This window comes from Kitasatospora sp. NPDC091276 (genome assembly GCF_040684355.1).
GTDB lineage: Bacteria > Actinomycetota > Actinomycetes > Streptomycetales > Streptomycetaceae > Kitasatospora.
Genome location: NZ_JBFBFU010000021.1, coordinates 1 through 25627, shown reverse-complemented (window position 1 = coordinate 25627; position 25627 = coordinate 1). Strand labels below are relative to the sequence as shown.

Annotated in this window: 30 protein-coding genes; 27 read left to right on the top strand and 3 right to left on the bottom strand. The window is 67.1% G+C overall.

The window, feature by feature from the left end; translation table 11 throughout:
- Positions 1 to 19: 19 nt before the first annotated feature.
- Positions 20 to 964 carry an NADP-dependent oxidoreductase gene (locus tag AB0O19_RS25195; protein WP_363622562.1) on the bottom strand — a complete coding sequence of 315 codons (945 nt, stop codon included), beginning with the start codon at positions 962 to 964 and terminating at the stop codon, positions 20 to 22.
- A 264-nt stretch (positions 965 to 1228) separates the two neighbouring features.
- On the opposite strand from AB0O19_RS25195, the gene AB0O19_RS25190 reads away from it, so the two are divergent.
- The gene (locus AB0O19_RS25190) at positions 1229 to 2950 is read left to right on the top strand and encodes a recombinase family protein (protein ID WP_363622560.1); all 1722 of its coding nucleotides are present in this window, start codon (positions 1229 to 1231) and stop codon (positions 2948 to 2950) included.
- A 731-nt stretch (positions 2951 to 3681) separates the two neighbouring features.
- On the opposite strand, the gene AB0O19_RS25185 is transcribed toward AB0O19_RS25190, so the two are convergent.
- Positions 3682 to 3999, bottom strand: a complete 318-nt coding sequence (locus AB0O19_RS25185) for a hypothetical protein (protein WP_363622558.1) — start codon at positions 3997 to 3999, stop codon at positions 3682 to 3684.
- A gap of 30 nt (positions 4000 to 4029) precedes the next feature.
- Here AB0O19_RS25185 and AB0O19_RS25180 point away from each other — a divergent pair, with 30 nt between their 5' ends.
- On the top strand, positions 4030 to 4377 hold the full coding sequence (locus AB0O19_RS25180) for an HNH endonuclease signature motif containing protein (RefSeq protein WP_363622557.1): 348 nt from the start codon (positions 4030 to 4032) through the stop codon (positions 4375 to 4377).
- On the opposite strand, the gene AB0O19_RS25175 is transcribed toward AB0O19_RS25180, so the two are convergent.
- Complete coding sequence (locus tag AB0O19_RS25175) at positions 4374 to 4811, bottom strand: hypothetical protein (protein ID WP_363622555.1); 438 nt, start codon at positions 4809 to 4811, stop codon at positions 4374 to 4376. The two genes, AB0O19_RS25180 and AB0O19_RS25175, sit on opposite strands and share 4 nt — an antisense overlap.
- A gap of 684 nt (positions 4812 to 5495) precedes the next feature.
- On the opposite strand from AB0O19_RS25175, the gene AB0O19_RS25170 reads away from it, so the two are divergent.
- The 25 genes from AB0O19_RS25170 to dcm form a co-directional block, all read left to right on the top strand.
- Complete coding sequence (locus tag AB0O19_RS25170; RefSeq protein WP_363622553.1) at positions 5496 to 5978, top strand: P27 family phage terminase small subunit; 483 nt, start codon at positions 5496 to 5498, stop codon at positions 5976 to 5978.
- Complete coding sequence (locus AB0O19_RS25165; protein WP_363622551.1) at positions 5956 to 7656, top strand: terminase TerL endonuclease subunit; 1701 nt, start codon at positions 5956 to 5958, stop codon at positions 7654 to 7656. The genes AB0O19_RS25170 and AB0O19_RS25165 overlap by 23 nt, the downstream gene beginning before the upstream one ends.
- Before the next feature lie 70 nt (positions 7657 to 7726).
- Positions 7727 to 8098 carry a hypothetical protein gene (locus tag AB0O19_RS25160; protein WP_363622549.1) on the top strand — a complete coding sequence of 124 codons (372 nt, stop codon included), beginning with the start codon at positions 7727 to 7729 and terminating at the stop codon, positions 8096 to 8098.
- Positions 8088 to 9149: a phage portal protein gene (locus tag AB0O19_RS25155; RefSeq protein WP_363622547.1), complete on the top strand. Its 1062-nt coding sequence runs from the start codon at positions 8088 to 8090 to the stop codon at positions 9147 to 9149. The genes AB0O19_RS25160 and AB0O19_RS25155 overlap by 11 nt, the downstream gene beginning before the upstream one ends.
- A 122-nt stretch (positions 9150 to 9271) precedes the next feature.
- Positions 9272 to 10153 carry a hypothetical protein gene (locus AB0O19_RS25150; RefSeq protein ID WP_363622545.1) on the top strand — a complete coding sequence of 294 codons (882 nt, stop codon included), beginning with the start codon at positions 9272 to 9274 and terminating at the stop codon, positions 10151 to 10153.
- A 9-nt stretch (positions 10154 to 10162) separates the two neighbouring features.
- Positions 10163 to 10717 carry a hypothetical protein gene (locus tag AB0O19_RS25145; RefSeq protein WP_363622543.1) on the top strand — a complete coding sequence of 185 codons (555 nt, stop codon included), beginning with the start codon at positions 10163 to 10165 and terminating at the stop codon, positions 10715 to 10717.
- 88 nt (positions 10718 to 10805) lie between these two features.
- Positions 10806 to 11762 carry a major capsid protein gene (locus AB0O19_RS25140; RefSeq protein WP_363622541.1) on the top strand — a complete coding sequence of 319 codons (957 nt, stop codon included), beginning with the start codon at positions 10806 to 10808 and terminating at the stop codon, positions 11760 to 11762.
- Positions 11763 to 11947: 185 nt separating this feature from the next.
- On the top strand, positions 11948 to 12508 hold the full coding sequence (locus AB0O19_RS25135; protein ID WP_363622539.1) for a hypothetical protein: 561 nt from the start codon (positions 11948 to 11950) through the stop codon (positions 12506 to 12508).
- Positions 12505 to 12849 (top strand): hypothetical protein, encoded by a 345-nt coding sequence (locus tag AB0O19_RS25130; RefSeq protein WP_363622538.1) that lies wholly within the window; start codon positions 12505 to 12507, stop codon positions 12847 to 12849. The genes AB0O19_RS25135 and AB0O19_RS25130 overlap by 4 nt, the downstream gene beginning before the upstream one ends.
- Positions 12846 to 13106 (top strand): hypothetical protein, encoded by a 261-nt coding sequence (locus tag AB0O19_RS25125; RefSeq protein ID WP_363622537.1) that lies wholly within the window; start codon positions 12846 to 12848, stop codon positions 13104 to 13106. The genes AB0O19_RS25130 and AB0O19_RS25125 overlap by 4 nt, the downstream gene beginning before the upstream one ends.
- On the top strand, positions 13096 to 13503 hold the full coding sequence (locus AB0O19_RS25120) for a hypothetical protein (RefSeq protein WP_363622535.1): 408 nt from the start codon (positions 13096 to 13098) through the stop codon (positions 13501 to 13503). The genes AB0O19_RS25125 and AB0O19_RS25120 overlap by 11 nt, the downstream gene beginning before the upstream one ends.
- Positions 13504 to 13586: 83 nt before the next feature.
- Positions 13587 to 14150, top strand: a complete 564-nt coding sequence (locus AB0O19_RS25115; protein WP_363622533.1) for a hypothetical protein — start codon at positions 13587 to 13589, stop codon at positions 14148 to 14150.
- A 44-nt stretch (positions 14151 to 14194) separates the two neighbouring features.
- Positions 14195 to 14506, top strand: coding sequence for a hypothetical protein (locus AB0O19_RS25110; RefSeq protein ID WP_363622531.1), 312 nt, complete (start codon positions 14195 to 14197; stop codon positions 14504 to 14506).
- Positions 14507 to 14894: 388 nt separating this feature from the next.
- A complete protein-coding gene (locus AB0O19_RS25105) occupies positions 14895 to 17243 on the top strand; it encodes a phage tail tape measure protein (protein ID WP_363622529.1) in 2349 nt (782 codons plus the stop codon).
- Entirely contained in the window at positions 17244 to 18101 is an 858-nt protein-coding gene (locus AB0O19_RS25100; protein ID WP_363622528.1) for a hypothetical protein, read from the top strand.
- Positions 18102 to 18111: 10 nt separating this feature from the next.
- On the top strand, positions 18112 to 19224 hold the full coding sequence (locus AB0O19_RS25095) for a hypothetical protein (RefSeq protein WP_363622526.1): 1113 nt from the start codon (positions 18112 to 18114) through the stop codon (positions 19222 to 19224).
- A 6-nt stretch (positions 19225 to 19230) separates the two neighbouring features.
- Entirely contained in the window at positions 19231 to 20331 is a 1101-nt protein-coding gene (locus tag AB0O19_RS25090; protein WP_363622524.1) for a hypothetical protein, read from the top strand.
- A 235-nt stretch (positions 20332 to 20566) separates the two neighbouring features.
- The gene (locus AB0O19_RS25085) at positions 20567 to 20833 is read left to right on the top strand and encodes a hypothetical protein (protein ID WP_363622522.1); all 267 of its coding nucleotides are present in this window, start codon (positions 20567 to 20569) and stop codon (positions 20831 to 20833) included.
- Between the two features lie 259 nt (positions 20834 to 21092).
- Positions 21093 to 21362: a hypothetical protein gene (locus tag AB0O19_RS25080; protein ID WP_363622520.1), complete on the top strand. Its 270-nt coding sequence runs from the start codon at positions 21093 to 21095 to the stop codon at positions 21360 to 21362.
- 77 nt (positions 21363 to 21439) lie between these two features.
- The gene (locus AB0O19_RS25075) at positions 21440 to 22180 is read left to right on the top strand and encodes a peptidoglycan-binding domain-containing protein (protein ID WP_363622518.1); all 741 of its coding nucleotides are present in this window, start codon (positions 21440 to 21442) and stop codon (positions 22178 to 22180) included.
- 110 nt (positions 22181 to 22290) lie between these two features.
- Positions 22291 to 22566 carry a hypothetical protein gene (locus AB0O19_RS25070; protein ID WP_363622516.1) on the top strand — a complete coding sequence of 92 codons (276 nt, stop codon included), beginning with the start codon at positions 22291 to 22293 and terminating at the stop codon, positions 22564 to 22566.
- A complete protein-coding gene (locus AB0O19_RS25065; protein WP_363622514.1) occupies positions 22566 to 23144 on the top strand; it encodes a hypothetical protein in 579 nt (192 codons plus the stop codon). Before AB0O19_RS25070 ends, AB0O19_RS25065 begins: the two co-directional genes overlap by 1 nt.
- A gap of 133 nt (positions 23145 to 23277) precedes the next feature.
- The gene (locus tag AB0O19_RS25060; protein WP_363622513.1) at positions 23278 to 24111 is read left to right on the top strand and encodes a hypothetical protein; all 834 of its coding nucleotides are present in this window, start codon (positions 23278 to 23280) and stop codon (positions 24109 to 24111) included.
- 81 nt (positions 24112 to 24192) lie between these two features.
- Complete coding sequence (locus AB0O19_RS25055) at positions 24193 to 24888, top strand: hypothetical protein (protein ID WP_363622511.1); 696 nt, start codon at positions 24193 to 24195, stop codon at positions 24886 to 24888.
- Positions 24889 to 24963: 75 nt separating this feature from the next.
- A partial coding sequence (dcm, locus tag AB0O19_RS25050) for a DNA (cytosine-5-)-methyltransferase (RefSeq protein ID WP_363622509.1) occupies positions 24964 to 25627 on the top strand: 664 nt, incomplete at its 3' end.

The window sequence follows — 25627 nt, the reverse complement described above, 5'->3', positions numbered from 1 at the left end:
AGCGATCCCCGCGATGCCGTCAGGAGAAGTCCAGTACCAGCCGGCCGCGCAGGCCGCCGGTCTCCAGCAGGCGGTGGGCCTGGGCCGCCTTCTCGGCCGGCAGCACGTCGGCGACGTGCAGGGTCAGGGTGCCGTCCTCGACCTGGCGGCGCAGCGTGTTCAGCCGCTCGGTGTCGGTGATGCCGTCCGTCACCATCACCGGGCGTACGCGGATGCCGCGTTCGGCGGGGCCGGACCAGCCCCGCAGTTCGGCCAGCGTTCCGCCGTCGGCGATGGCGGGCACCGTCTCGGTGGTCTGTATCGAGCCGTCCACCAGACCGGGAACTCCCTCGGGTACCAGTGCGCGGATGCGGGCCGCGACCTCGGGTCCGCGTTCGACGACGTGGTCGGCGCCGAACCCGCGCACCCGGTCGGTGTCGTGCGGGGCGGCGTCCGCGATGACGGTCAGCCCGTCGGCCTTGGCCAGTTCGACCGCGTATCCGCCGACGGCGCCGGCCGCGCCGGTCACGGCGACGGTTCCGTCCGGCGGTACGGCCAGCGCGTCCAGGGCGAGGCGCGCGGTCATGGCGTTCATGAGCAGGGTGGACGCGGCAGCGAGGTCCACCCCCTCGGGGGCCGGCACCACCGAGGCAGCGGGTACGACAATCTGCTCGGCGTAGGCTCCGCCGTGGGCGCTGGTGAACAGCACGATGGCGACCACCCGTTGGCCCACGGCAAGCCGCTCGTCGGCCCCGGGGCCGAGCTGGTCGATCACGCCTGCGGCGTCCATGCCGGGCACGAACGGGGGCCGGTGCCCGGGCATGCGCGAGGTGTGACCGCCGCTCCGCAGCATGATGTCGGTCGGGTTCACGGCCGCCGCGTGCACCCGGATACGGACCTCGCCGGGGCCCGCCTGAGGTTCGGGCAACCGCAGGACGCGCAGCACGTCCGGACCGCCGAAGTCGTAGACACCAATGGCCTTCATACCCCGTGCAATGCGTCTGTTCGGCGCCGTGTTCCCGCTCAACGAGGCCGGAGCGCAGCGCACTTCGCGTCGCCGCCCGGAGATCGGCGCATCGTCCCGGCCATCAACGAACGGCTGTGACCAGCTACTGCGGGGCAGCCGGCCGTTGCGCGGGGGAGCCGCAGGAGGACATCGCCGCGCGGTCGGCCGCACTGCGGAGAACACAGAATTCATTGCCCTCAGGGTCTCCCAACACACAGAACTGGATGTTCTGGAGTGTGAGAGATGGCAGCGGCATCTGTGCTGGTCAAGGGCCCGGAAGCTGGTCAGCGGCAAGGCGCGCTCCCCAAGTGGGACATGGAAGATGCGCGCAACCCCCTCTCCGGCACTGTGTTCACCGAGACCCTTCGGGGCGTCCGGTGCGTCCGCCTGTCCGTCCTGACGGACGAGACCACCAGCCCCGAGCGCCAGCGGGAGGCGTGCGACCACGTAGCCGGAGAGTTGCGGGTCACGTTCGGCGAGGGTGACGCGCTGCGCGAAGCGGTGGACCTTGACGTCAGCGCGTCCAAGACGTCCCCGTGGGAGCGCCCGCAGCTTCTCCGCTGGCTCAGTAACCCGGGCGCGTACGACGCGCTGGTGTTCTGGCGGTTCGACCGTGCCATCCGCTCCATGGGGCACATGTACGCGCTCGCCAACTGGGCGCGGGAGCACCGGAAGGTACTGATCTTCGCCGAGGGTCTGGGCGGGGGTCGGCAGGTGTTCGACTTCCGCAACCCCATGGACCCCATGGCAGAACTCCAACTGTTCATGCTGGCTTTCGCCGCACAGTTCGAGTCGCAGTCCATCAGCGACCGCGTGAGCGGTGCGCAGGCCGCCATGCGCAAGATGCCGCTTCGCTGGCGCGGCGGTGGTCGTCCGCCGTACGGCTACATGCCCGCCCCCATGCCCGAGGAGTTCGGCGGCAAGGGCTGGACGCTGGTACCCGATCCGGATGCCGTGGCGGTCATTGAGCGGATCATCCGTGAGCTGCTGGAGGGCGCCACCGTGTCCGCCATTGCTGCGGGGCTGAACGCCGATGGCGTGCTGAGCCCGCGTGACTACTGGGCCGACAAGATGGGCCGCGAGCGAGGCGGCAAGACAGGTGGGGCGAAGGGCTCGCACGTCGTGCGGGAAACGTTCCAGTGGACTCCGGCTGTCATTACCCGGATGCTCCGCAATGAGGTTCTGCTGGGGTGGAAGATGCACGACGGCGTGCCTGTGCGCGACGACCAGGGCAACCCGGTCATGTGCAGTGAGACGCCGATTCTGACGCGCGAGGAGTTCGACCAGATCGGCGCCGTTCTGGACGAACGCAGCATCAACAACGGGGACCGGTCCGACACGGAAGCGCTGTTGCTGCGCGTCATCCACTGCGATTCGTGCGGCGGGCGCATGTACCTGAACAAGCAGGAAGGCAAGCAGCCCACGTACAAGTGCAATTACCACGCCCGGGGCGACAAGTGCGAAGCCCCCGCGAACATCCGGGGAGACTGGGCAGATGAGTACGTGATAGCCGAGTTCCTGCGCCTGGTCGGCGGAATCCAGACCAGGACAACCGTGGTGGTGCCCGGGTACGACCCCGAGCCCGAGTTGAACGCGACCGTGGCCGAGTTCACCGCGCACCTGAAAATCCAGGGTCAGCAGAAGTCCAAGCACGCCGCGCAGGAGTGGCAGAAGCGTCATGACGCGCTGGACAGCCGGATTGCCGAGCTGGAGGCCCGCGAGAAGACCGAGCCACAGCGGATCACCACGGGGACCGGGCGCACCTTCGCCGACGACTGGCAGGCTGGCGACACGGCCGAACGGCGCGGCATGCTCGTTGACGCCGGGGTGCGCCTGAACGTCCGCCGGGGCACTCGTGGCGGGTGGCGCAAGCTCGATACCCGGCGGGTGGACTTCACCATGTCCGGCGAACTGGACCCGGCCGCCGAGGAACTGTCCGCGTGGGAGGTGCCCGCAGCCGCGTAGCGGCCCTACAGGGCCCCACGGCCCCGGTCGGTCCGCCTGCACCGGCCGGGGCTCTCTGCTGCCCGGAGACGCGCGCCTGTGGCCTCGGCTCTGCCGGCTCGACCCGGGCCCGGCCAACAGCGGCGGTGGTGGGTGGTGGTTAGTACCTATTTTTTTGAACACATAGAAAAAACTAGGAAAAACCAGAAACAGGGTCACCAGCACAACCGCGCCACCCGGCAAGGGGCGCTCCCCACTCATACCGGGAAGGAACCCGCCGCGAGTGCCCGAGGGGCCTCGGCAAGGCCCGCTCCCCACTCATACCGGGAGAGAGACCGGCCGAGTTCACCGCCTGGCGGTCACCGGCAAGGCCCGCTCCCCACTACTACCGGGAACAGCCCTGGCCGAGTGGACCGCAGCGCGGATGACTGGCAAGGGCCGCTCCCCACTACTTCCGAGAGCGGGTTACCGCGCACCCATCCCACTCGGGGGCACTCGGCGGACTGAGTGCCCGCTCTCGGAGCAAGCGTTGCCCGTGCACCACGCACCCCCGTTACTCGGGTGGCCGCCGGAGTCGTGAGGCAACGTGAGGGGACCGAGCCGCCCATGAGTAACCCCGGCCGCCAGGGCGGGCCGAAAGGGGTTGAACAGGCTCGGTCCCCATCCCACCAGGACCACCAGGAACGGCACCGTACGGCGCACGCTGCGGGGTGCCCACGGCGGGGGTGACATGGTTCGCCCGCCACACAGACTTACCGGTCCGAGGTCTCACCCCGGGGCCGGAGCGCGTCACGTACCTGGTTGAGCCCACGGGCTTTGATCAGCAGCGGGACAGCGACCACGAACCGGTTCTTCCCGGTCCGCAGTGCGTGCACGGGGTAGGTTCCGGCGTTCGCCAGTGCAAGCCCCTCGGCCTGGTCGAGCCCGAGGATTTCGGACGCTGTATCGAGCGGCACGGTAAGCGGGAGTTCGTAGTCAGGCGACGGCGCCAAGTCGTCTCCGCGCACGTACGTGACCAGTTCGCCGGTCGGGTCCTGCCCGGGGCCGACCACCAGGTTTTCGTCAGTCATGGTCCAAGTCTCCTACGTAGGGGGTGCGTTGTGCGCTGTATCGACTGTTTGGAGCCGGCGACCCACCGGGGCCGGTGCGCGGAGCACCACCAGGCGTACGAGGGTCGGTCGAGCGTCCGTGCCCGGCGTGCCCGACAGGCTGTGATCGCTCGGGGCAACTCGGCGGCGGCAAGGCTGCGCAAGCGGCTCCGGCGGGCCGGTCGGGCACGCTGCGGGCGGTGCGGGTTGGACTTCCTACCGAGTGCCGTGGACGTGGACCACGTGACCCCGCTTGCCCTCGGTGGCGAGGACGTAGACGCGAACGTGCAGCCGCTCTGTCGTCCCTGCCACCGACTCAAGACCCGCGAGGACTTCGGCGCGAAGTCGCCCCCGTTCTAGACCAGGACGACCAGGAGCGCGGAGAGCCACAGGCAGAACCAGTGTTGCCCCTGGTCCACCAGGTAACGGCCCTGGTCGGTCCGTGCCCACTTCGGGCTGTTGGTGAGGATCATGAACCGCGCCACGGGCCAGCGTCGATCCCAGAAGCCATGCGAGAGCGCCGAGAACCCGAGTCCGGCCCCGCAGCCGGCCATGGTGACGCGGAGCGCCAGGGCGACGACCACCACGGCCAGCATGCCGCCCATCACGGCGTGGTAGCTCAGCAGGTGGCCGAGCATGGCCCGCCAGGACTGCGCGGGGGTTGTCGTGCTGTCCCCCTCGGGGCGGCCCTTGTGTGCTGCCTGGTGGTCTGTCTGCCAGCAGTGATCCGCCCACTGATGGGCGGTCAGAAGCGTGCCGAGTACTGCGGCGAACGTGCCTGCGGTGCTGTGCATTGTGTCCCCTCCGGTGCGGAAGGGCGGCCCCCATGGTCGCCCGCATATAGGCACGGCTGTCAAGTGGTTTGTTACAAACCCGCGCCGTGCTCATGCTCTCCGCGCCCCGGCCAACTCGCCGAACGTTCCGCATTTTTACGGGTTGCTTGACAACCCGCCCCAACAACGTGCCCGCGTACGGGCGTTAGTGAGGTGCCCCGTGCCGCGTAGACCCCGCCCCCCGTGCTCGGTGCCTGGGTGCCCGGAGCTGACGGCCCGTGGTGGCCGCTGTGCCGCTCACGAGCGGGAAGCCGAGGCACTGCGCGGCAGCACTGCCGAACGTGGCTACTCGACCCGTTGGCAGCGCATCCGGCGGGCCTACCTGTACCGGCACCCGTGGTGCGTGCTGTGCGGAGCCGGCTCGACCGTGGCCGACCACTTCCCGGAGCCTCGGCGTGCCCTGGTGGCTCGGGGCGTAGCCGATCCGGACGCGCCGAACAGACTGCGGCCGTTGTGCACGCTCTGTCACAACCGAGAGACCGCGCAGCGGCAACCGGGTGGCTGGGCTGCGGCGAACGCCAAGCCAATTCGGACATAGGGCGCGTCCCGACCAGGGGGGTACTCCCCTCCCTACCCGCCATTGATCGGCAGGGAGGGAAAAAACTCGCATGGCTAATCCCCTTAGTTTGGTGGAGGTGACTTTCTGTGGCTGTTCCCGGGCAAAAGCCGAAGCCATACATTCAGGCGGTCCGCGAGGGGACTTACCGTTCTGATCGGAATTCCGAGGGTGCGCGGTTCGCCCCGGCGGTCCCGGTCGAGCCGGATTGGTTCGAGCTACTGCCGGGTGACTCGGCGGACGACGTGCGGGGCAAGGCTGCGGACGTGTGGCGCCGGACGATTCCGGCCCTGGTGTTCTCCGCCGGTCTGACCGACCCGCAGCGGGAAACCGCCATCGAATATTGCATCACCGTGGCCCGTCTCTGGCAGGCGGAACGCGAGTTGAGCCGTACCGGCCTGGTGGTCGAGACGGAGCGCGGGAACGTGAAATCCCCGTGGGTGACGATCGTCAATCAGTACCGGAGCCACTTCCGGGCGCTGACTGGCGAACTCGGGCTTTCGCCCGCCTCGGCCACGCGGATTACCCCGCCGGAGAACAGCGGGGGCGATGATGGAGACGTTTTCGACTGACAGCCTGCCTGTCCCGTACGGCGCGCTGTTGGAACTCGGCCTGTCCGAGGAGCAGATAGCCGAGGCGATATCCTCGCGGCCCCTGGTGGTCGCTGCGCAGGCATCGCAGGCCCCGGGCGCATTCTTCGACGTGGCGTCCGCCCGCAGGGCGATCACGGCTATTCAGACGTTCAAGCACACGAAAGGCCGTTGGGGAAGCACACCGCTTCTCCTGTCGCCCTGGCAAATCGTGTGGGTGATTGCGCCGATCTTCGGTTGGCTGGCTCACGACCCCGAGTTGGGGCGCGCGGTCCGCGTGATCCGCTCGGCGTGGATCGAGATTCCCAGAAAGAACGGCAAGTCCACTCTTTCATCCGGTATCGGCCTGGTGCTGCTGCTCGCCGATCGGGAAACCGGTGCCGAGGTGTACGCGGCGGCCGGCTCACTGCCGCAGGCCGAAAGAGTCTTTGACGACGCTAAGCGAATGGCGCTGACTTCCCGCGCTGTCCGTGGTCGGGTCGAGGTTCTGCGCGGACTTATCCGTGTGCCTCGGACCGGTGGCGTGTTCCGGGCCCTGTCGAAAATCGCCGAAACCGCGCATGGGTTGAATGTCAGCGGCGCGATTGTCGATGAGGTGCACGTCCATAAACGACGCGACCTAATCGACGCGATCGAGACCGGCACGGGTGCTCGGGATCAGCCTTTGGTGGTCTATATCACGACCGCTGATGAGGGCACCGAGGGAAGCATTTACGACGAGAAACACGTCTATACCGAGCGGTGCGCCACCGGGGTTGTTTTCGACCCGGGGCACTATGGCGTCATCTGGGCGGCCGAGGAGGGCGACGACCCTTATTCCGAGGAGACTTGGAGAAAGGCTAACCCTGGTCTCGGTGCGTCCCCCTCCCTGGCCTATATGCGCCGTGAGGCGAACAAGGCCCGGAGCACGCCGAGCTACTTTCCTACGTTCTGCCGGCTGTCGCTCAATCGCCGGATGCGGGCCGCTACTCGCTGGCTCCCGCTCACGCTGTGGGACGCGAATGCGGGCACGGTGGACGACCAGCGTTTCCGGTATCGGCGAGCGTGGGGCGGGGTGGACCTTTCGGCGGTCAGTGACCTTTCCGCGTGGGTGCTCGCTGTCGAGTCCCGCAAACCCGGGGTCGAGCTGGAATTGATCAGCCGCTTTTGGTTGCCGGAGGAACGCGCGGACGAACTCGAACAACAGCTACAGGTGCCGCTTAGGCAATGGGCGCGTGACGGGCTGCTGACGCTGACCGAGGGCGACGCAATCGACTATGACGCGATTGAAAAGCAGATCATCGCGGATTGTCGGCGGCTCGACGTGCAGCGGATCAGCTATGACCGGATGTTCGCCGGTCAGCTTGTCCAGCGAATAGAGCAGAAAACCAGGGGCGTCGATGTGGTGCCCGTGGCTCAGACGTACTTGGGAATGTCGCCGGGCTGCAAGGAGCTGGAGCGGCTGTTGCGCGAAGGCAGAATCCAGCACGGCGGCAATCCAATTCTCAGGTGGCATGCGTCGGTAGTCGAGGTGTACCGGGACGGCAACGACAATATGCGCCCGGTGAAGCCGGATCGGCAGAAGTCGAGCGCCCGAATCGACGGGATCGCCGCTGCTGTAATGGCGCTAGACGGCTATGTCAGGCGCCCTCTGAAACGCGCCCGAGCGGCAAGCGCATAAGGCCCCGCGGCCTAGTTTATGCAAGCTCCGCGGGGCCTTTTTCCTGCCCATTTCTCCTTAAGGGGGCCGCGTGGTTGAGACCCCGCTACAGATGACAGAACGCCTGTACGGCAAGCTTATGCGCCGCAGGCAGGAAGCCCAGAAGTGGAGCGACGCCTACGAGGGCAAGCGCCCGTTGCTGTTCGCTTCTCCGGAATTCAGCTCGCAGAGCGGCGGGCTTTTCGATGGCTTCTCGGATAACTGGTGCGCGGTGGTGCCTGACGCCACGGTGGAACGGCTTATGCCGCTCGGATTCCGTCTGGAAGATGGTTCGCTAGACCAGGATGCCGGTAAGGCTTGGCGCCGCTCTGAATGTGACGTTGAAGTGGGGCTAGCCCTGCTGGAAGCGCTGATCACGGGGCGGTCGTACGCCCTGGTTTGGAACAGTGCCGATGCCGGTTGAGATCACCTTTCAGAACGCCTCCCATGCCATCGTGGAGTACGTCCCGGGAATGCGCCGCAAGCGTAAGGCCGGACTGTTGGTGTGGCGTGACTGGGATACCGAGTTCGCTACCCTTTTCACGCCCGAGACCGTTTATCGGTGGCAGCGGCCGGCCCGCGAGGGCGGGCAATGGACTGCGCGCACTGCTGGGCTCGGTCGAGGCGAGCCGAGCCACATTCCGAATCCGCTCGGCGTGGTGCCGCTGGTCGAGCTTCCGAACCGCTCGCGGCTGCACGGGAATCCGCGTTCCGAGATTGCGACTGTGCTTCCGCTACAGGATGCGGTGAATACGCTGTGGGCGCATCTCATGACCGCCTCGGACGGGCTTGCCCTTCCGGCCCGTGCGGTGCTCGGCATGGATCGGCCCGTGAGGGAAATCGTGGACCCCGAAAGCGGGGAAGTGGTCGGGGAGGAGGATTTGCCGCTGGACAAGTTCCGCTCTGACAGGCTGCTTTGGCTTGAGAAGGAGGGAGCATCCATCGCGGAGTTCTCGGCCGCCGATCTCGATAACTACCTACGGGTTATCGACAAGGCCGTGCAGCACATCGCAGCCCAGACGCGCACCCCGCCTAGCTACTTGGCGGGTCAGCTTGTGAACGTCTCGCCCGATGGTGTCGCAGCGTCCGAGGCGGGCCTAGTCGCAAAGGTCACGGAGAGGCAGCGGCATTTCGGCGCGGCGCTCCGCGAGATCATGCGGCTTGAGGCCCTGGCGAATGGCGAGACAGGCCGGGCCGGGGCCCTGCTGCTGGGCTCGGTGGTGTGGCGTGACCCGCAGTTCCGCAGTGATAGTCAGTACTCGGATGCGCTGGTCAAGCTCAAGTCCCTTGGGCTGCCGGACGAAGCGATTTGGGAGCGGATTCCCGGGGTGACGCCCGAGGAAATCGAGCGGTACAAGACCATGCGCACGGATGCGGCAGGGGCAATCCTCGGCGGCAACATGGCGGCCCTGTTCGGCCCCAAGCCCGACCAGCCCGAGGCCCTGCCCGCTGATTCCGTTCCGGAAGCCGCGTAATGCCGTCCTCCGGGACTTTGGCAGCCGAACGGTACACCGAGGTTCAGAACGTCTCCCGTAGCGTCGTAGAGGCGGTGCAGGGCCTTTGGCGGGACGTGCCGGCTGACCGGATTCTGTCCGCGATGCAGGGGGAGACCGGGGCTCAGATTCTCAATGCCGTGGTGGCCGGTCAGCTCTCGGCCGCGCAGGGTGCGCAGGTTTTCGTGTCGGGCGCGATGGCTGCGCAAGGGGCGATTGCGGCCCCGCTCGGCGTGCTCGACCCCGGGGCGCTGGTGGGCATTGCCATGGATGGGCGACCGCTCGCAACGATGCTCTACATGCCCGCGATTACCACGGCGCAGTCACTCGCCCTCGGGGAATCGGCGGAAGTCGCAGCGCTGCGGGGCATGACTCAAATGGCCATGCTGACCGGGACCACCATCACGGACACCGCCCGCACCGCGAATTCGGTTGCCATGGCGGCTCACCCCCGGTGTATCTCCTACGTCCGGGTGGTCCACCTTCCGGCGTGCGCCCGGTGCATCATCCTGGCGGGCCGTCAGTATTCCTACTCCACCGGGTTCAAGCGGCATCCGAAGTGTGATTGCGGCATGGAACCCATGTCCGAGCCGGATTACCGGAACGTCAAGACTCCGGAAGACCTGTTCCGCGAGATGACCCCGGAGGAACAGCGGCGCCGACTCGGCGAAGCGGGCGTGAAAGCCCTTGAAGCGGGCGCCGATCTCGGCCAGATCATCAACGCGCGCCGAGGAATGAGCACCGTTACCGGCGGGGTCCGGGGCGCGCTCAAGACCACCACCGAGGGCACCACGCGGCGGGGAATCGGCTCCAAAGCTATGTCCGCCGAGTACCAGAAACAGACCGGCGTCCGGTTCGGTCAGACGACCACCGCGCGGGAGCGGAGCACAGAGTCCCGCCTGATGCCGGAAACCATCTTCAAACTCGCCAAGGGAAACCGCGAGTTGGAGATAGCACAGCTCAAGAAACACGGATACATCACGTAAGGGGAACCCATGGCAGACGACCCGCAGAGCACTCCGGCGACCGGCCCCGAGGGCGACCGCCAGGGCGAGCCGGCTACCGGCTCCGGCGCCCCGGCTCCGGGCACCGAGAGTGACAAGACCACCGAGCCGACCGGCGACCAGGCCGAGGCCGTCAAGGCGGCCGAGCTGCGCGCCGCGCAGGCCGAGGCGGAAGCGGCCCGACTCCGACGGAGCAACGCAGCCCAGAAGGGCACCGACCTTGACGCGCTGCGGGCCGAGGTCCGCGAGGAGTTCACCGCGCAGCTTGTCCGGGCCGAGGTGCGCGCGGCTGCGGCGGGCAAGCTCCGGGATGCCTCGGACGCGCTCGCGCTGCTCGACCTGTCGGCCCTGGCCGGCCCGGGTGGCGAGATCGACGGCAAGGCCGTGTCCGCCGCTCTGGATGAGCTGATCAAGGCCAAGCCCTACCTTGCCGCCGAGAGCGGCCAGGCGGGCGCGTGGGGCGACGTGGGCGCGGGCCCGCGCGACACCGCCGAGCCGGAGCCGTCCACGCCGTACGAGCGTCTGCGGCGCGCGTACTCGGACTGATCTCCCGCGTTCCTGCGCTTCCCTTCCCGAGGGCCTACCCGATTCCGGGCGGCCCTTTTTTCATGCCCAAATCAGGGGGAATTCCTAGATGGCACTCACTCTCGCCGAGGCTGCGAAGCTCAGCACTACCGATCTCCAGCGCGGAGTCATTGAGACTTTCGTGCAGGAGTCGAGCATTCTCGACCGAATCCCGATGCTCACCATCGAGGGCAACGCCTACGCCTACAACGAGGAATCCGCGCTTCCCGGCGTCGAGTTCCGGGCGGTCGGCGGCGCCTACTCGGAGAGCACCGGCACGGTCAACCAGAAGTCGGAATCCCTGGTCATCCTCGGTGGTGACGCGGACGTGGACAAGTTCATTGTCAAGACGCGCGGGAACCTGAATGACCAGCGCGCCATTCAGACCCGGATGAAGGTCAAGGCGGCGTCCTACAAGTTCGCCGAAACCTTTTTCAACGGTGACGTTGCGACCGATCCGAAGTCCTTTGACGGCCTGCGCAAGCGGCTGACCGGGGGTCAGGTCCTGTCCGCTGGTACCAACGGCGCGCCGATCCTGGGCAACGGCTCGACCGACCCGCACGCCTTCTTTGACCTGCTGGATTCCCTGGTGGCGTCCGTCCCGGGCCTCACCGCGTCGAACGGCGCGCTGTACGCCAACCGGGCCGTAATCGCCAAGATCCGCAGCGCTGCCCGCCGAATCGGCGGTGTCGAGATCGTGCGCGAGGATCTGACCGGTAAGCGGGTCGTGACCTACAACGGCATTTCCGTGCTCGACCCCGGCCAGACTGCGGCGGGCGTGGATATCCTCCCGCAGAACGAGACGCAGGGAACCGCCAGCGACGCGAGTTCCGTCTACGCGGTCAAGTTCGGCCAGGGCGAGGGCGACCGCGCGGTTACCGGTCTCACCAACGGCGGTGTCCAGGCTTATGACCTGGGCGAGCTGGAGAGCAAGCCGAGCTACCGCACCCGTATTGAGTTCTACTGCGGTGTGGCGGTTTTCGGCGGCAAGGCTGCGGCCCGCCTTAACGGCGTTCTCGCCAAGTAAGGAAAGGGGACGGAATGCCGCCGCGTAAGCGCGCTGCGGCGCCGGTTCCCCGACTTCCGCACGCGGATTCCTGCGACGCCCCCGACCGGTTCGAGCGCTTTCCGGTGCTCGACCAGGACGGGGCCGAGCGGACCGTGACGCGGTGCATCGGGTGCGGCGCCCAACTGATCAAGTAGGAGGCGGAGTTGAGTACGACACTGCCCCCGCTGGCCACGGTCGCCGACCTTGCCGGGTGGCTGCAACGGGCCCCCGAGGAGCTGCCGGAGTCGGCCGCCCTGGTGCTCGACACCGCCTCGGCGGTCGTGCGGGCCGAGGCCGGCCAGCGGTTCACCAGGGGCACGACCACGGTTGCCGTTGTGCCCCGGGGCTCGGTGGCTCTGCTACCCCAGCGCCCCGTCATTGCGGTGCAGTTGGTCCGCCGGGGCGGCATGGTGCTGCCCGCCGAGGACTACCGGCTGTGGCGGGACGAACTGCACTTCCGGCAGCTCGGGTTCGGGCCCGCGTACGTCACGTACACCCACGGGTACGCCGAGGTTCCGCCGGACGTGCGGGCCCTGGTGCTCACGCTCGCCGGTCGGGTGCTCACCAACCCTCGGGACCTGCGGCAAGAGTCGGCCGGCTCGGTGTCGGTGACCTACGCGGCCGAGACCATCGGGGCGTCTCTGGCCCCGGTCGAGCGGGACGCTCTCGCCCGGTACCGGCGCCGTGCTGCGGTGCTGCCCCTCGGCGGGGGGTGGCCCTGGTGACGATGCTGTACGCACAGACGGCGGTGGTCGTCCGGGCCCCGGCCGTGGTGGACCGCTACGGCAACGAGGGGACCGCCCGCGACTGGTCGGCCGCCACCAGGACCACGGTCCGCCGGGTGGCCGTGCAGCCGGACGTGTCCACCGAGGCCGAGGGCGACCGCCAGGCCGTCGTCACCGGGTGGCGCCTGGTGACCCGCCCCGGGACGGATATCGACCTGGTGCCCGGCGATCGGGTCGTTGCGCTGGGCCGGCTGCTGGAGGTGGACGGCGAGCCCGCCCGGTACGAGGTGGGCGGACGGCACCACCACACCGAGGCCCGGTTGAAGGGGGTGGACGGGTGAAGCCGTTCCGACCGAACAAGTCCGGCATCAACTCGCTGATGAAAACCCCAGAGACCGGGGTCGAGGTCCGCCGCATCGCGCAGGCAATCGCCGAGTCCGCCGGATCGAATGATGGGCTGTTCAAGACCGATTCCGCGTTGGGGAAACGGCGTTGGCGAGCGGCCGTGATCGGCAATTACGACTGGCCGAACTCGGGCGGCTTGCCGGGTTCCCGCCGGGACCTGCTGCGGGGCATGGATGGCGCCCATGGCGAGTAGACCGGCCATCGTGATGCCGGACGCCGTAGCGGTCGTCACAGGCTTTCTGCGGGCCGCTCTCAAGGCATCCGGGCGCCCCGTCCCGGTCGTGTCCCGGGTGCCGAATCCGCGCCCGCCCGAGTTCGTCCGGGTGCAGCGGATCGGCGGTGTCCGGCAGACCCCGGTAAGCGACCGGCCCCGGCTGGATATCCACGCATGGGCCGAGACCGAATCCGCCGCGCACGATCTCGCGGCGCTCTCCCGTGCCCTGCTCGACCAAATCCCCGGGGTGCGCGACGGCGTGACCGTCTACGGGGTGTCGGAAGTCGGCGGCCCGATGTGGCTCCCCGACGACCAGACCAGCGCCCCGCGATATGCGTTCGCGGTGGAAATCCACATGCGCGGACGCGCTCTCTAAAACGTAATGAATAAGGCCCCGCGGCTTCATTCCCAAATGCGGGGAAATAGAGACCGCGGGGCCCTTCTATAAAGGGGGGCCTTTTGTCTCTGAATGCTAATGCGGTCCGTGTCGCAATCACCGGTGCCGCGTACGTCGCTCCGAAGGGCACGACCGCGCCGACCGACTCGACTACCGCTTGGCCGGCTGCCGCAAATGATATCGGCTGGATCAGCGACGACGGTATTACCGAGTCGAATTCTGCCGACACCAGCGAAATCAAGGGGTGGCAGGGCGGGCAGACCGTTCGCAAGGTCATTTCCGGCAGCGAAATGACGTTCAAGTTTACGGCTATCGAGACCAGTAAGACCGTGCTTGAGCTGTACCACAAGGGCGCGAAGGTGGTCACGACTTCCGGCAAGTCCGTGCTTGCGATCAAGTCCCCGGGCCCGGATCGCCGGATGTTTGGTTTCGACGTGATCGACGGCAACTCTCATATCCGGATTGTGGTTCCGGATGGCGAGGTGACCGAGACGGGCGATATCACGTACAAGGGCGACGAGGCCCTTTCGTACGAGATGACCGTGACCGCCTATCCGGGCCCGGATGGCACGGTGGCGATCAAGTACAGCGATGACCCGGCGTGGGGCAATCTGCCCGCTTCCTAATCCCGCGCAGAAACGTTCACCCTACGCCGTAAGAGGTACCGAAGATGACGAATGCTTTTGATCTTGACGTATGGGTCTCGGAGGCTCGCACAGAGCCTTTCCGCTTTACCCTGGCGGGCCGCGAGTTCTCGATGCCGTCCGCTGGCGAGCTGGATAAGTCGGTGCTCTCGACCGTGAATGTCGAGAACCCGTCTGCCCGGGATATTGGGGTTCTCCTGCGGGCCGGTCTCGGTGACCAGTGGGAGGATTTCGACGCGATCCCGGCGCCGCTGGCCGCCCTCGGCGAGCTGTTCCGCCAGTGGCAGCAGCACGAGGGGGCGACGCTGGGGGAATTGCGGGCCTCGGCCGTCTCCTGACCGAGTACGGCGAGGCCATAGAAGCCGATATCCAGCGCTATTACAGCACCGATGTACGCGACGTGTTCCGGCCCGGTTCCGGGCTGACGTGGCGGCGTCTGCGGGCCCTGGTGGCGCACCTTCCGGCGGATTCCTCCCTGGCCCGCGAGATAGCGGGCCCGGATGCCGCGTGGACGCTGGAGACGCAGCTACTCGCGGCACTCCACGACCGCCTTTCCGAGGCGAATTGGCAGAGGGGGAACGCGGGGGCGAAAAGCCCGTCAGCGCGCCCTCAGCCGATTCCGCGTCCCGGGGTCAGAGCGGGGCGGATCGGCGGGACGAAGCGAAGTACGGCCGAGGTCGCCGAATACCTGGCCAGGTTTCAGCCGGCCATCGGGGGTGATTCCTGATGGCGGTTGAAGTCGGGGTGGGCTATGTCTCGATCGTCCCCGAGGTCCAGGGGTTCGCGCAGCAGCTCCAGGGGCACGTCACAGGCCCGTCTAAGCAGGCCGGAGAGAGCGGCGGAGAGGCAGCCGGCGAGGGCTTCACCGGCAAGATGGGTGGATTCCTAAAGGGCACTCTCCTGGCCGTTGGCGTGGCCGCTGCGGCGGTGCTGGTCAAGGGATTCTCTGACGCTCTCGAACAGGGTGCGATCAACGGGAAGATCCAAGCCCAGCTAGGCACGACCCCGCAGGAAGCCGCCCGGTACGGGAAAGCCGCCGGACAGCTTTACGCGGGCGGGGTAACGGATTCTGTCGAGGAAGCCGCGCAGGCGATTTCCGGTGTGATGCGGTCGGGCATCCTTCCGCCGGACGCCACCAACGCGCAGATTGAATCCATAACCGGCAAGGTCACCGACCTGTCCAAGACTTTCGAATTGGACTTGGGCCAGACCAGTAATGCTGTCGGTCAGATGTTGAAATCCGGCCTGGCCAAGGACGGGACAGAAGCGCTCGACATTCTGACCGCCGGAATGCAAAAGATGGGTCCGCGCGCCGATGACATGGCGGACACATTTAACGAATACAGCACGAAGTTCCGGGACCTGGGACTTTCTGCCGCCGATGCCATGGGGCTCATGTCTCAGGGTATGGCGGCGGGTGCGCGCGATACCGACACCATGGCGGACGCGCTCAAGGAATTTCAGATCCGGGCGACTGACGGAAGCGCCACCAGTAAAGCCGCGTATGAGGCCATCGGCCTCAATGCGGAGAAGATGACGAAAAAGATCGCTGCGGGCGGTCCTGCTGCCCGCGAAGGGCTGCAACAGGTTCTCGACGGCATTAAGTCCATCAAGGACCCTGCCGAACGGTCACAAGCCGCCGTAGGGCTTTTCGGCACCAAAGCCGAAGACCTCGGACAGGCCCTTTTGGCCATGGACCCGAGTACCGCCGTAAAGGCACTCGGGGACACCGCCGGGGCGGCCGACAAAATGGGCACGGCCCTGCACGACAACGCAGGCGCCAAGGTCGAGCAATTCAAGCGCTCGATAGAAGTCGGGATCACCAACCTTATTGGTGACAATGTGATTCCGGCGCTGGAGCGCGGGGGCGCCGTGGTGTCCGCCGTGTTCGGCCCTGCACTGGATTACGGGCGGCAACTCGCCTCGGGCTTCTTCAACCTTTTCAGCGGTCCGGGGCCCGCCTCGGTGGGCGCTTTCGGTCAGACCGTGGTCGGGCTCGGCTCGACCCTGCGGGACAACCTGATGCCCGGAATTCAGGGCATTGTCTCGGTCGCTCAATCGACCCTGCTTCCGGCCTTTCAGGGCCTCGGGCAGGTGGTGGCGGGCGAGCTGCTGCCCGCGATGATGACCGTCTATTCGGCGGTTGCCTCGGCGGTCGTTCCGATTCTCTCGTCTCTCGGCCGGATTCTGCTGGAAACCGTCTGGCCCGCAGCGATGCGGGTCTATTCGGCGGTGGCCGAGAATCTAACGCCGATCTTCTCGGCTTGCTCGGATTTCATGCGGGATCGGGTCGCGCCGGCTGTCGAGCTGATCGGCGGCAAGTTGCGCGAACTGGTGGATAAGGCACAGCCGGTGATCTCGGTTGTGTCCTCGCTGCTGGCCTGGCTGGGGCAGCTCGCGGCCAACATCCTAGGCACCGTAATTCCGATCCTGATTCGCTGGGCCGGTCCGGTGTTCTCCGGGCTGTTCTCGGCGCTGGGAACTGCCATCGGCTGGCTTGGGAATTTCATTGGCTGGCTTGGCAGTGTGGCCACGACTGTCCGCGATGCGGCCCGGTCGGTCGGCGACTTCGCGTCGTCAGCCACAGCGAAATTCGGCGAGTTCATCGACTGGTGCAAGTCGCTGCCGGGCAAGATCAAGGAATCCCTAGGCGACTTCGGCTCACTGCTGGTCGAAAAGGGAAAGGACTTGGCGCGCGGCATCTGGGACGGAATTTCCGGCATGGGCGGCTGGCTTAAGGACAAGCTAGTTGGCTGGGCCAAGTCGGCCATTCCTGGGCCTATTGCTGACGCCCTCGGAATTCATTCTCCGTCGCGTGTTCTCGCGGCGCAGGTGGGCCGCTGGATTCCTCCCGGCATCACGGCCGGTATCGACCAGGCCGAGCCCGAGTTGACCGCGCGACTCCGCGCCCTGGTGGCCGTTCCGGCGGTGCGGGTGCCCGCTCCGGTGCTCGCTCCGGCGGGTCCTGCTGCGGGCGGATCGGCTCCGTCCATCACGGTCAACGCCCGTACAGGGGCGTCGGCTTGGGAGATCGGCCGCGAGCTTGCTTGGCAACTACGAACGGGGGTGGGCTAGTTGGCTGTCTACGACGGGCAGCCGTACACGATGGAGTACGGGGGCGTCCTGCTGGGCGGCCCCGGCTCCGTGGTGCTGCACGAACCCTCGGGGCTGCTCGACTCCCCCGAGGTCCGCAGCTCGGACCGGACGCTGTTGCAGCGGCATGGGGCCTCGGCCGGGACGGACTACCTCGGGGCCCGCGTGGTGCAGCTCGGGTTCACCGTGCTGGACGACACGAGCGCCCTGGCGGACGTTCTGCGGGCGTTCCAGCCCGGGGCCGGGGACAAGGTGCTCCGGTTCGCGGTGCCCGGCGTGGCGGGGGGCCGGGGCCGGCTGGTGGCCCGGGTGCGCAAGCGCTCGGCTCCGCTCGGCGCGGTGTACGCGGCAGGGGCGGCCCGGGTGGACGTGGAGCTGTGGGCGGCCGATCCGCTGCTCTACGCCGACCAGGAGTCCACGGCCCGGGTGCTGCCGGTGAGCCCGCGCGGAAGCGTCCCGGTGTTTCCGATGCGGTTCCCCTGGGGGTTCATGCGAGCGGGCGCGGTGTTCATCTCTCCGCCCGCTGATATCGCGGTGGACGGTAATACGCCTACGTGGCCCGTTTACTCGATTACGGGCCCCGTGGTGAACCCGACGATTTCCAACCGGGTAACGGGCGAGAAGCTGACCGTTCAGCTCACGGTGCCCACGGCCGAGGTTCTGACCATCGACACGCGCTCTCGGTCGGTGCTTCTCAACGGGGCGAGCCGGTACGGCGCTCTGACGCCGGATTCCGTTTGGTTCCCATTTCGGCCGGGCGTGCTGCGGCTCGAATTTGATGACCTACTGGGCGATAAGTCGCGGGGTGCTGACGTGCGTTGGCGTTCCGCGTGGATTTAGGGGGTGACTCATGGCGGGAGGTATCCGCGCACCGATCTACCTGCACAAGGGGGAATACGACTCGGGCGACTTCCGGGCGGTCCTGTCGGACATCCGGGGGTTCAATATCGGTGTGATCCCGGGATCGGCCGGTGACGCGTTTAAGGTCAGCGCTATTGCGGGCAGCTCTGCGCGCGTCGCTGTGAATGGCGGACGGGCCTGGGTGCCCCTCACGAAGGCGGGCATCCGGGATTCTCGGCATGCTTTCTATGTCGATCTTCCGAGCCCTGGCGTTCAATTCAATCTCGCCACCGCTTCGGCCACCGCGGACCGCTATGACCTGGTAATTGCGCGCGTTTCCGACGACAACGACGTAACCGCGTACGCCGAGGTTCCCCTAGCGAATTACGCGCCCGGGAACATGGCGGCCGGCTGGTGCGTGGACGTGGTGCGCGGAACGGACGGTGCGGCGGCCCCGAGCGTGCCCTATGACAGCTATCTGGTGCTCGCCAAGGTGCGCGTCCGGAAGGGCGCTACAAGCCTCACAGCGGCCGATATCGAGGATCTTCGGTACTCGACCACGGGGCAGGGTGATCCGACCGTTCTAGCGCCGGTCCGCACGGCTGCGGGACAGAGCGTCGCGGCGGTCGCCGGTAGTCAGTCCCGAGGCGGACTGATCTACAGCAGCGACGAGGACCGGATTTACGTCAAGGGCACCACCGATGCAAAGCCACTGGTCAACCGGGCCTTTATGACCGGGCAGACCGGCCGGGGCTCTAGCGGCTGGTGGGGCGTGGACTCCCCCGACGCGAACGGGGCGGGCCTGGTGCTGCGGTACGACGGGCCGGCCGCCACGTACGACCGCGTAGGAATCCTGAATTACCAAATCCGGGTGGTCGGCGCGGACAACCGCGAGGGCTGGCATTCCATTCACACGTGGTCGGATACGGCGTTCTACTGGGAATCGCTGCGAAAGTACGAGAGGCAGGTGTCCGGCCTTACCCCACACTGGGGATCGGCGCAGGTCCTCATTCCGAAGAACAAGCCTCTCAAGGTCTGGCATTCCTTGTACGCGCAAGGCGGCTGGGCTTACTTCGACGAATGGCAGAGCTATTCCCAGATGACCATCATTCCGCTGGAGTGATGCCCGGTGCCTGACTATCGCGTGATCTACGCCGAGTTCATGTCCGGCGATATCTGGGGCGAACTGGCTGTGACCGATCTCGCGTTCTCGCGGGGTATCAGTGAACCCGGCTCCGCCTCGGTCAAGGTCCCGCTTTCCCTTTTCGACTGGTCGGCGCTCAAGCCGTGGCGCGTGCTGGTCTATATCCAGCGCGGGCAGCAAATCGTGTGGAGCGGGCCCCTGGTCGCGTTCTCGCTCGACCTTGAGAACGAGGAAGCCGAATTGCGCTGCCTCGGCCTGTGGGAGTACTACCGGCGTCGGCAGATCACCTATGACGCTGTATTCGTGCAGCGCGACCAAGGCGCCATAGCGCAAAGCCTGTTGCAGGATTTCGCGGACGGCACCGGGCAATACGCCTGGAACACCGGCCCGAAAGCGCTCACGTTCGACGGCTCGGCGGCAACCGGAATACTCCGGGACCGCACCTATCGGGCCTATGAGCGGAAGATGGTGGGACAGGTGGTCGAGGATCTGTCCGGGGTCCGCGACGGTTTCGACTTCCGGATTGATCACTGGTGGTTCGGGGGGCGGATCGTGAATGCATTCAAGTTCGGCCCGCCCTCGGGGAATCCGAGTGACCTGGTGTTGGAGCACGGGGCGAACTGCGATATTCCGTCCGCCTCGGTGGACGGGACGAACATGGTCACGGAAGCGGTTGCGACCGGCGGCGGAGAGGCGGAAAACCAGCTCGCTGCCTGGTGGTACAACCTGCCCGCCGAGACCGACCCCGGCCGCCGGATTCCCCGCCTGTCGGCTGTCCAGTCCCGCCAGGACGTGATCCGGGCGGACACGCTCACCGCGTACGCGCAACAGATGGTGTCCGAGGGCTCAACTCCGGTCACCATTCCGGCTGTTCGGCTCTACCCGTCCGCCTTCCCGGGGCCGGGGGACGTGCTCCCGGGACAACAGGCCCGGGTGCGGGCCCGAGCCGGCGGGCGCCTGGTGCTCGATGGCACGTACAAGATCACCGGGCAGTCGGTGAAGCTCACGGACGGCGGCGAGGAATGCACGCTGTCCCTGGTGCCCGGGGAGGTGTACGCCAGTGTCGGGAGCGCTGCAAGTCCCTAGCCTGGCAAGCGAGTTCACGGCCCTGCGGAGGCGCCTTGACGCGCTGGAGAGGAACCCGAGGACGGGGGCCCGGGACGAGCCGTTGCCCGCGTCCCCGTACGAGGGGTGGGGCGGTGGCTCGGCTTTCCGGGCGGTTGCTCAGATCGGAATCGGGGGGCTGAATCAGCCCGTTATCCGGTTGGATTTCCGGGCCACGGTGTCTGGCTCCGGGTTCGTGGAGTTCCGCCTTTACGACGTGGATTCCGGCCGTTTCACCAGCGGCGTGACCGCCCTCGGGGTCGGGGCGAATCAGTGGATTCGCTGCGAATGGCTGCACACCCTTGACCCGCCGCACACCCGGGCCGGGACGTGGCGCCGCGTGCTGCTGCAAGCCAGACAGAGCGTCGGCACTCCGGCCCTGTCCGTGTGGCTCGGCCTGGCCTCGGGCGTGTCCACCAGCACCGCCCCGGGGGCGACCACCGCCGGGGCCTGGTCCGCCGTGTCCGCCCCGGCCGGCTACTGACCAGGAAGGAGAACGACCCTGCCCGCAGACGCGCAGGCATACACGCTGTCGATCACGCTCCCGCCCGAGGACGTACGGGCCATCGTCACGTACGCCACGGGCCAGGACCCGGGGCCGCCGACAGCCGAGACCATCCGCAGGGCGGGCGAGGAGGTGCAACGCGTGGCCGAGGCGGCCGTAACCGCCTTACTGCGCAGGACCGTTGACTATCGCCCGCTCGCTGCGGCCGTAACGATCCGCACCGAGGGAACCGACCCGAATGCATCCGTCCCACTCACCGGGCCCGCCGACCCCGCCTGACCAGCTCGGCACGATCCACATCGGGGCCCGAGAGGTCTACGACCAGGTGGTTGGGCTGCGCGAGGACGTGCGCGCCATGGGCCAGCAGGCCGAGGGCGTGCGGGAAGAACTCGCCGACCATGAGTCCCGCCTGCGGGCGCTGGAGGCGTGGCGTTACGCGCTGCCCATCGGCGCCGTGACAGGCGTTCTCGCGGCCGTGATCAGCCTGGTGCAAGCGCTCACGAAGTAGCGCACCAGAAAACCGAATACCGAATCCGAGCCCCGTCCGGGCGTACCCGGCGGGGCTTTTGCATGCCAGGAGGCATCTTGAGCGTCAACATCATCTCCCGCGCACAGTGGGGCGCGAAGCCGTGGGCATCGGGTACCAGCACGGTCCCCATGGGCGAGCGAACCGAGTTCTTCGTTCACTATGACGGCGCGACCCCGATCACCCGCACCGGCACCGCGATCCCTCGGGCGATCGAGGCCGAGCACCTGGGCAACGGCTGGTCGGGCATCGGCTATCACTTCGTGGTCTCGCAGGCCGGCGAGATCTACGAGGGCCGAGGCTGGGACCTACAGGGCGCCCACTGCCCGGGGCACAACCGCAGCGGGTTCGGCGTACAGATCGCCATCGGCGGCGACCAGGCCCCGACCGATGCGGCCCTGCGGGCGGCCCGTGCTCTGTACGACGAGGCGTGTGCCCGCACCGGCCGGAGCCTGGCCAAGCGGGGGCACAAGGACGGTTACGCCACTGATTGCCCCGGCTCGCGCCTGTACGCCTGGGTTCAGGCTGGAATGCCGTCCCCTGGGGGTGGTAGCGGCGGTGGCTCGACCAGCACGCCGTACCCGGGCTACCTGACCGCGCGAGGCGCCAAGGGCTCGACCACCCGCGCGATTCAGGGCGCACTCATCCGGCACGGCTATGGCTCGCTGCTCGCGCCGTGGGGTGCCGACGGCGATTTCGGCGCGGCGACCGACCGCGCTGTGCGCCGATTCCAGGCTGACCAGGGGATCGGCTCTGACGGCGTGGTCGGCCCGCAGACGTGGGCTCGCCTGTTCGCCTGATCATCACTGGCCGTCACCTAACTGTGCCGGAATGACGGGCAGTTGGGGCGGTCTGTCCCGGTTCCGTGCAGCTGCGCGGAATCTCACACACTGTCACAGAGGAAGATCACGTGCGATTCGTCTACGCCCACCCGGCCCGCCTGTACGCAGTCGTCTCCGCGACTGTCGCCCTGGTGGCCTACTACGTCCCGGGGCTGCCTGTCGCCCTGGTGCTCGCACTCGCGGCTGCCCTGCTCGGTACCGGTGAGGCGGTCCAGCGCTGGGAGGACGCCAAGACCGCTGCGGCCGGAATCGTCGTGGCCCGTGAGGCGAACGACCACTACGACCAGCACCAGGACGACGACCGCGACCAGGCCCCGGCGCACGTCGGCCCGTTCGAGGTCTGATGACCTACCGACACGTGGCCCTGCTCGGTCGGGCCAGGTCCGGCAAGGACAGCATCGCGGGCCGGCTGGTGGAGCGCTTCGCGTTCACCCGGGTTGCGTTCGCTGACGCGCTGCGGGTGGCCGCGCTCGACCTTGACCCCATCGTGGGCGCGCAGCCGCTCGGCATGGCCACCCTGCCTATCCGGCTGTCCGAGGTGATCAGCCGGTATGGCTGGGAGCGGTGCAAGGCGGAGTATCCCGAGGTCCGCAGGACCTTGCAGCGGCTCGGCGAGGGCGTCCGCCAGGGCGACGCGGACCACTGGCTACGGCTCGCCCTGGCCAAGCTCGAGACCGCCGACCGGTGGAACCTGCCCGTGGTGGTCTCGGACGTGCGGTACGCCAACGAGCTTGCCGCGCTTCGGAGTCGGGGCGCCCTGGTGGTCCGTGTCGAGCGGCCCGGGGCCGGAGCCGGCGGGGACGCCGAGCACCACGTCTCGGAGACCGAGCTAGACCACGCCCCGGTAGACGTGACGCTCCCCAACTCGGGGACGCTGCAAGACCTTTACGCACTCGCGGACACGCTAGCCGTGCGCCGCTGACAGCGGGCGAACCGGTGGTGCGGTTGTGAACGGGTGGCCTTTCTCCCTTTCTTCTACTTTTTTCTTGTGTATCTAAAAAATAGGAGAGGACCACAACCGCACCACCCTCGCCCATCAATCCCGAGGGGGGACTATGGCCGGAACGATCCGGACGATTCAGCGCGGGGGCTCACGGTGGTACGTGGACCCGGTAACCGCGATCAAGTACCCGGGCGTGACTTCCGTGGTCGCCATGCTGCCCAAGCCGTTCCTTGTCTGGTGGGCGGCCCGGATGACCGCAGAAACGGCGGTCGCCAACCTTCCCGCCGTGGCGTCCATCGCCGAGCGGGACGAGGCGGGCGCAGTCGATTACCTGCGCAACGCGCATTCCCGGTACACCAAGCTGCGGGCCCGTATCGGCTCCGAGGCGCACGACCTTTTCGAGCGCATGATCCGAGGCGAGATCATCGGCCGCGTGCACCCCGACCTAGAGCCTTACCGGGCCGGGTTCGCGGAGTTTCTTGACGCTGTGCGCCCCGAGCTGGTGCGCGCCGAGGATATCGCCTGGTCGGATTCCCATCAGTACGCCGGTTCTTTCGACGCGATTATCCGCGTCCGCCTCGGCGAGGACGGCAAGCCCGACCACGTAAACGGCGAGTGGCACACCCTGATTGTGGACTGGAAGACGTCCAAGTCCACGTATCCGGACGTGGCTCTCCAGATGGCCGCTTACGCCCATGCGGACAAGATCATTGCTCCGGACGGCACCGCCGAGCCCATGCCCGAATTCGCTGGCGCTGCCGTTCTGCACATCACGCCGGAAGGCTGGGCATTCAAGCCCGTCGATATCAGCCGGGACGTGTTCGACGTGTTCTTGACCCTGCGCAAGGTTTTTGACTGGGACCGCGAGACTTCTAAGTCCGTGATCGGCCGCGCTATCGCCGAGGGCGCCCGCCGGATCATCACCGGCACGCAGCGCCGCGCGTAGTAACGCCGTAGAAGAAACGATTCACCAGGGGCAGGCCAGCCGGCCGTGCCCCTTTTTCATGCCCAAAATCAGGGAGATTTCATGGCGCTTCGCATTTTCGAGACCGACCCGGACGCCCGCCCGAAGGCGACTTTCTCTGACGACACCGTGGGCCGATTCTCCGGCGGCAAGCAGGAGAACGGTATTCCCGTGGCGCTGCCCGCGTGGCGCGTCTCCACCGGTGATCCGGAGGTGGCTGCCGCTATCGCTCAGCTCATGGGCGGCGTGGCGGTCGAGACCGATTCGACCAACGAAAACTTTATCGACGTGGAGACCACCACCGATAAGGTCAAGGTGGTTCTTTCCGGCCCGGACGCCGTTTCGTCCGATCTCAAGCTCTGGAACGGCCCGAGCCTGATTCACCACTGCGATGGTGTGGAGTTCCTTTCGCCGGATGAGGACCGGGGCCGGCCGTGCCACTGCCCGGCCCTGATGGAGGACCGGAAGGCCGCCGCTAAGAGCAAGCGCGGTCCCGCTCCGTCCATTTCTGTTTCCTTCCGCCTGGCCGAGGATTACGACCTTGGCGTTTTCAAGCTCCAGACCGGTTCTTGGAAGCTCGCCGAGGTTCTGCACGAGGTCGATAACGCCCTTACCAAGATTCAGGGCGAGGCCCTGTGCTCCCTTGAGCTTGAGCTGGTGGAATACACCACCAAGAAGGGCCGTGACGTGAGCTACCGCAAGCCCGTGATTCGCGTCATCAAGGCGTGGCACGAGGCGATTGCGGACCCGAAGTTCTAGCCGGAAAAGCCGGTCGGGGGCCCCGTGGAAATCAAGCCGCGGGGCCCCTTTCCGCGCCCGGAGAGGGGTATTTCCTTGCCCATTCTGGAACTGTGCGCCGGAGTTGGCGCCCTCGGCGTCGTGGCCGAGCACATCACGTCTGACCAGGTGCGATACGTCGCCGATATTGACCCGGGCGCCTGCGCGGTCCTGGCCGAGCGCTACCCGGACGCCCCGAACCTCGGCGATATTAAGCAAATTGACTGGGCCTCGCTGGTGGGCGAGGTGGACATTATCACGTCCGGTTTTCCGTGCCAGGGCATCAGCAATGCCGGACTGAGAAAGGGGCTGGAGGATGAGCGGTCGGGACTCTGGTACACCGTTCTTGAAGCGATTCGCGTTCTACGACCCCGAATCGTCTTCCTGGAAAACGTTTCCGCGATTCTTCGCCGTGGGCTCCCGGAAGTCGTCGCAGGCTTGGCCGAGATCGGGTATGACGCTCGATGGAGTTGCATTCGAGCGTCAGATATCGGAGCCGCGCACCACCGCGACCGCTGGTTTTGTGTCGCGGTTCCTCAAGACGCCGACGGCGAATCTTGGGATCAATGGCGGCGCGCAGCACCCCGACAAAAGGCGGGCCCGTGTTCCTCGCACTTCTGCGGGGGCACCTCCGACAGAGGTGAGTTCGGCGCCGCTGCTGGAGTCGGACGGGTCGGTCAGCGGCAGGGCGGTGGTCGCCCCGGCGGTGAGCTCGGCGGCC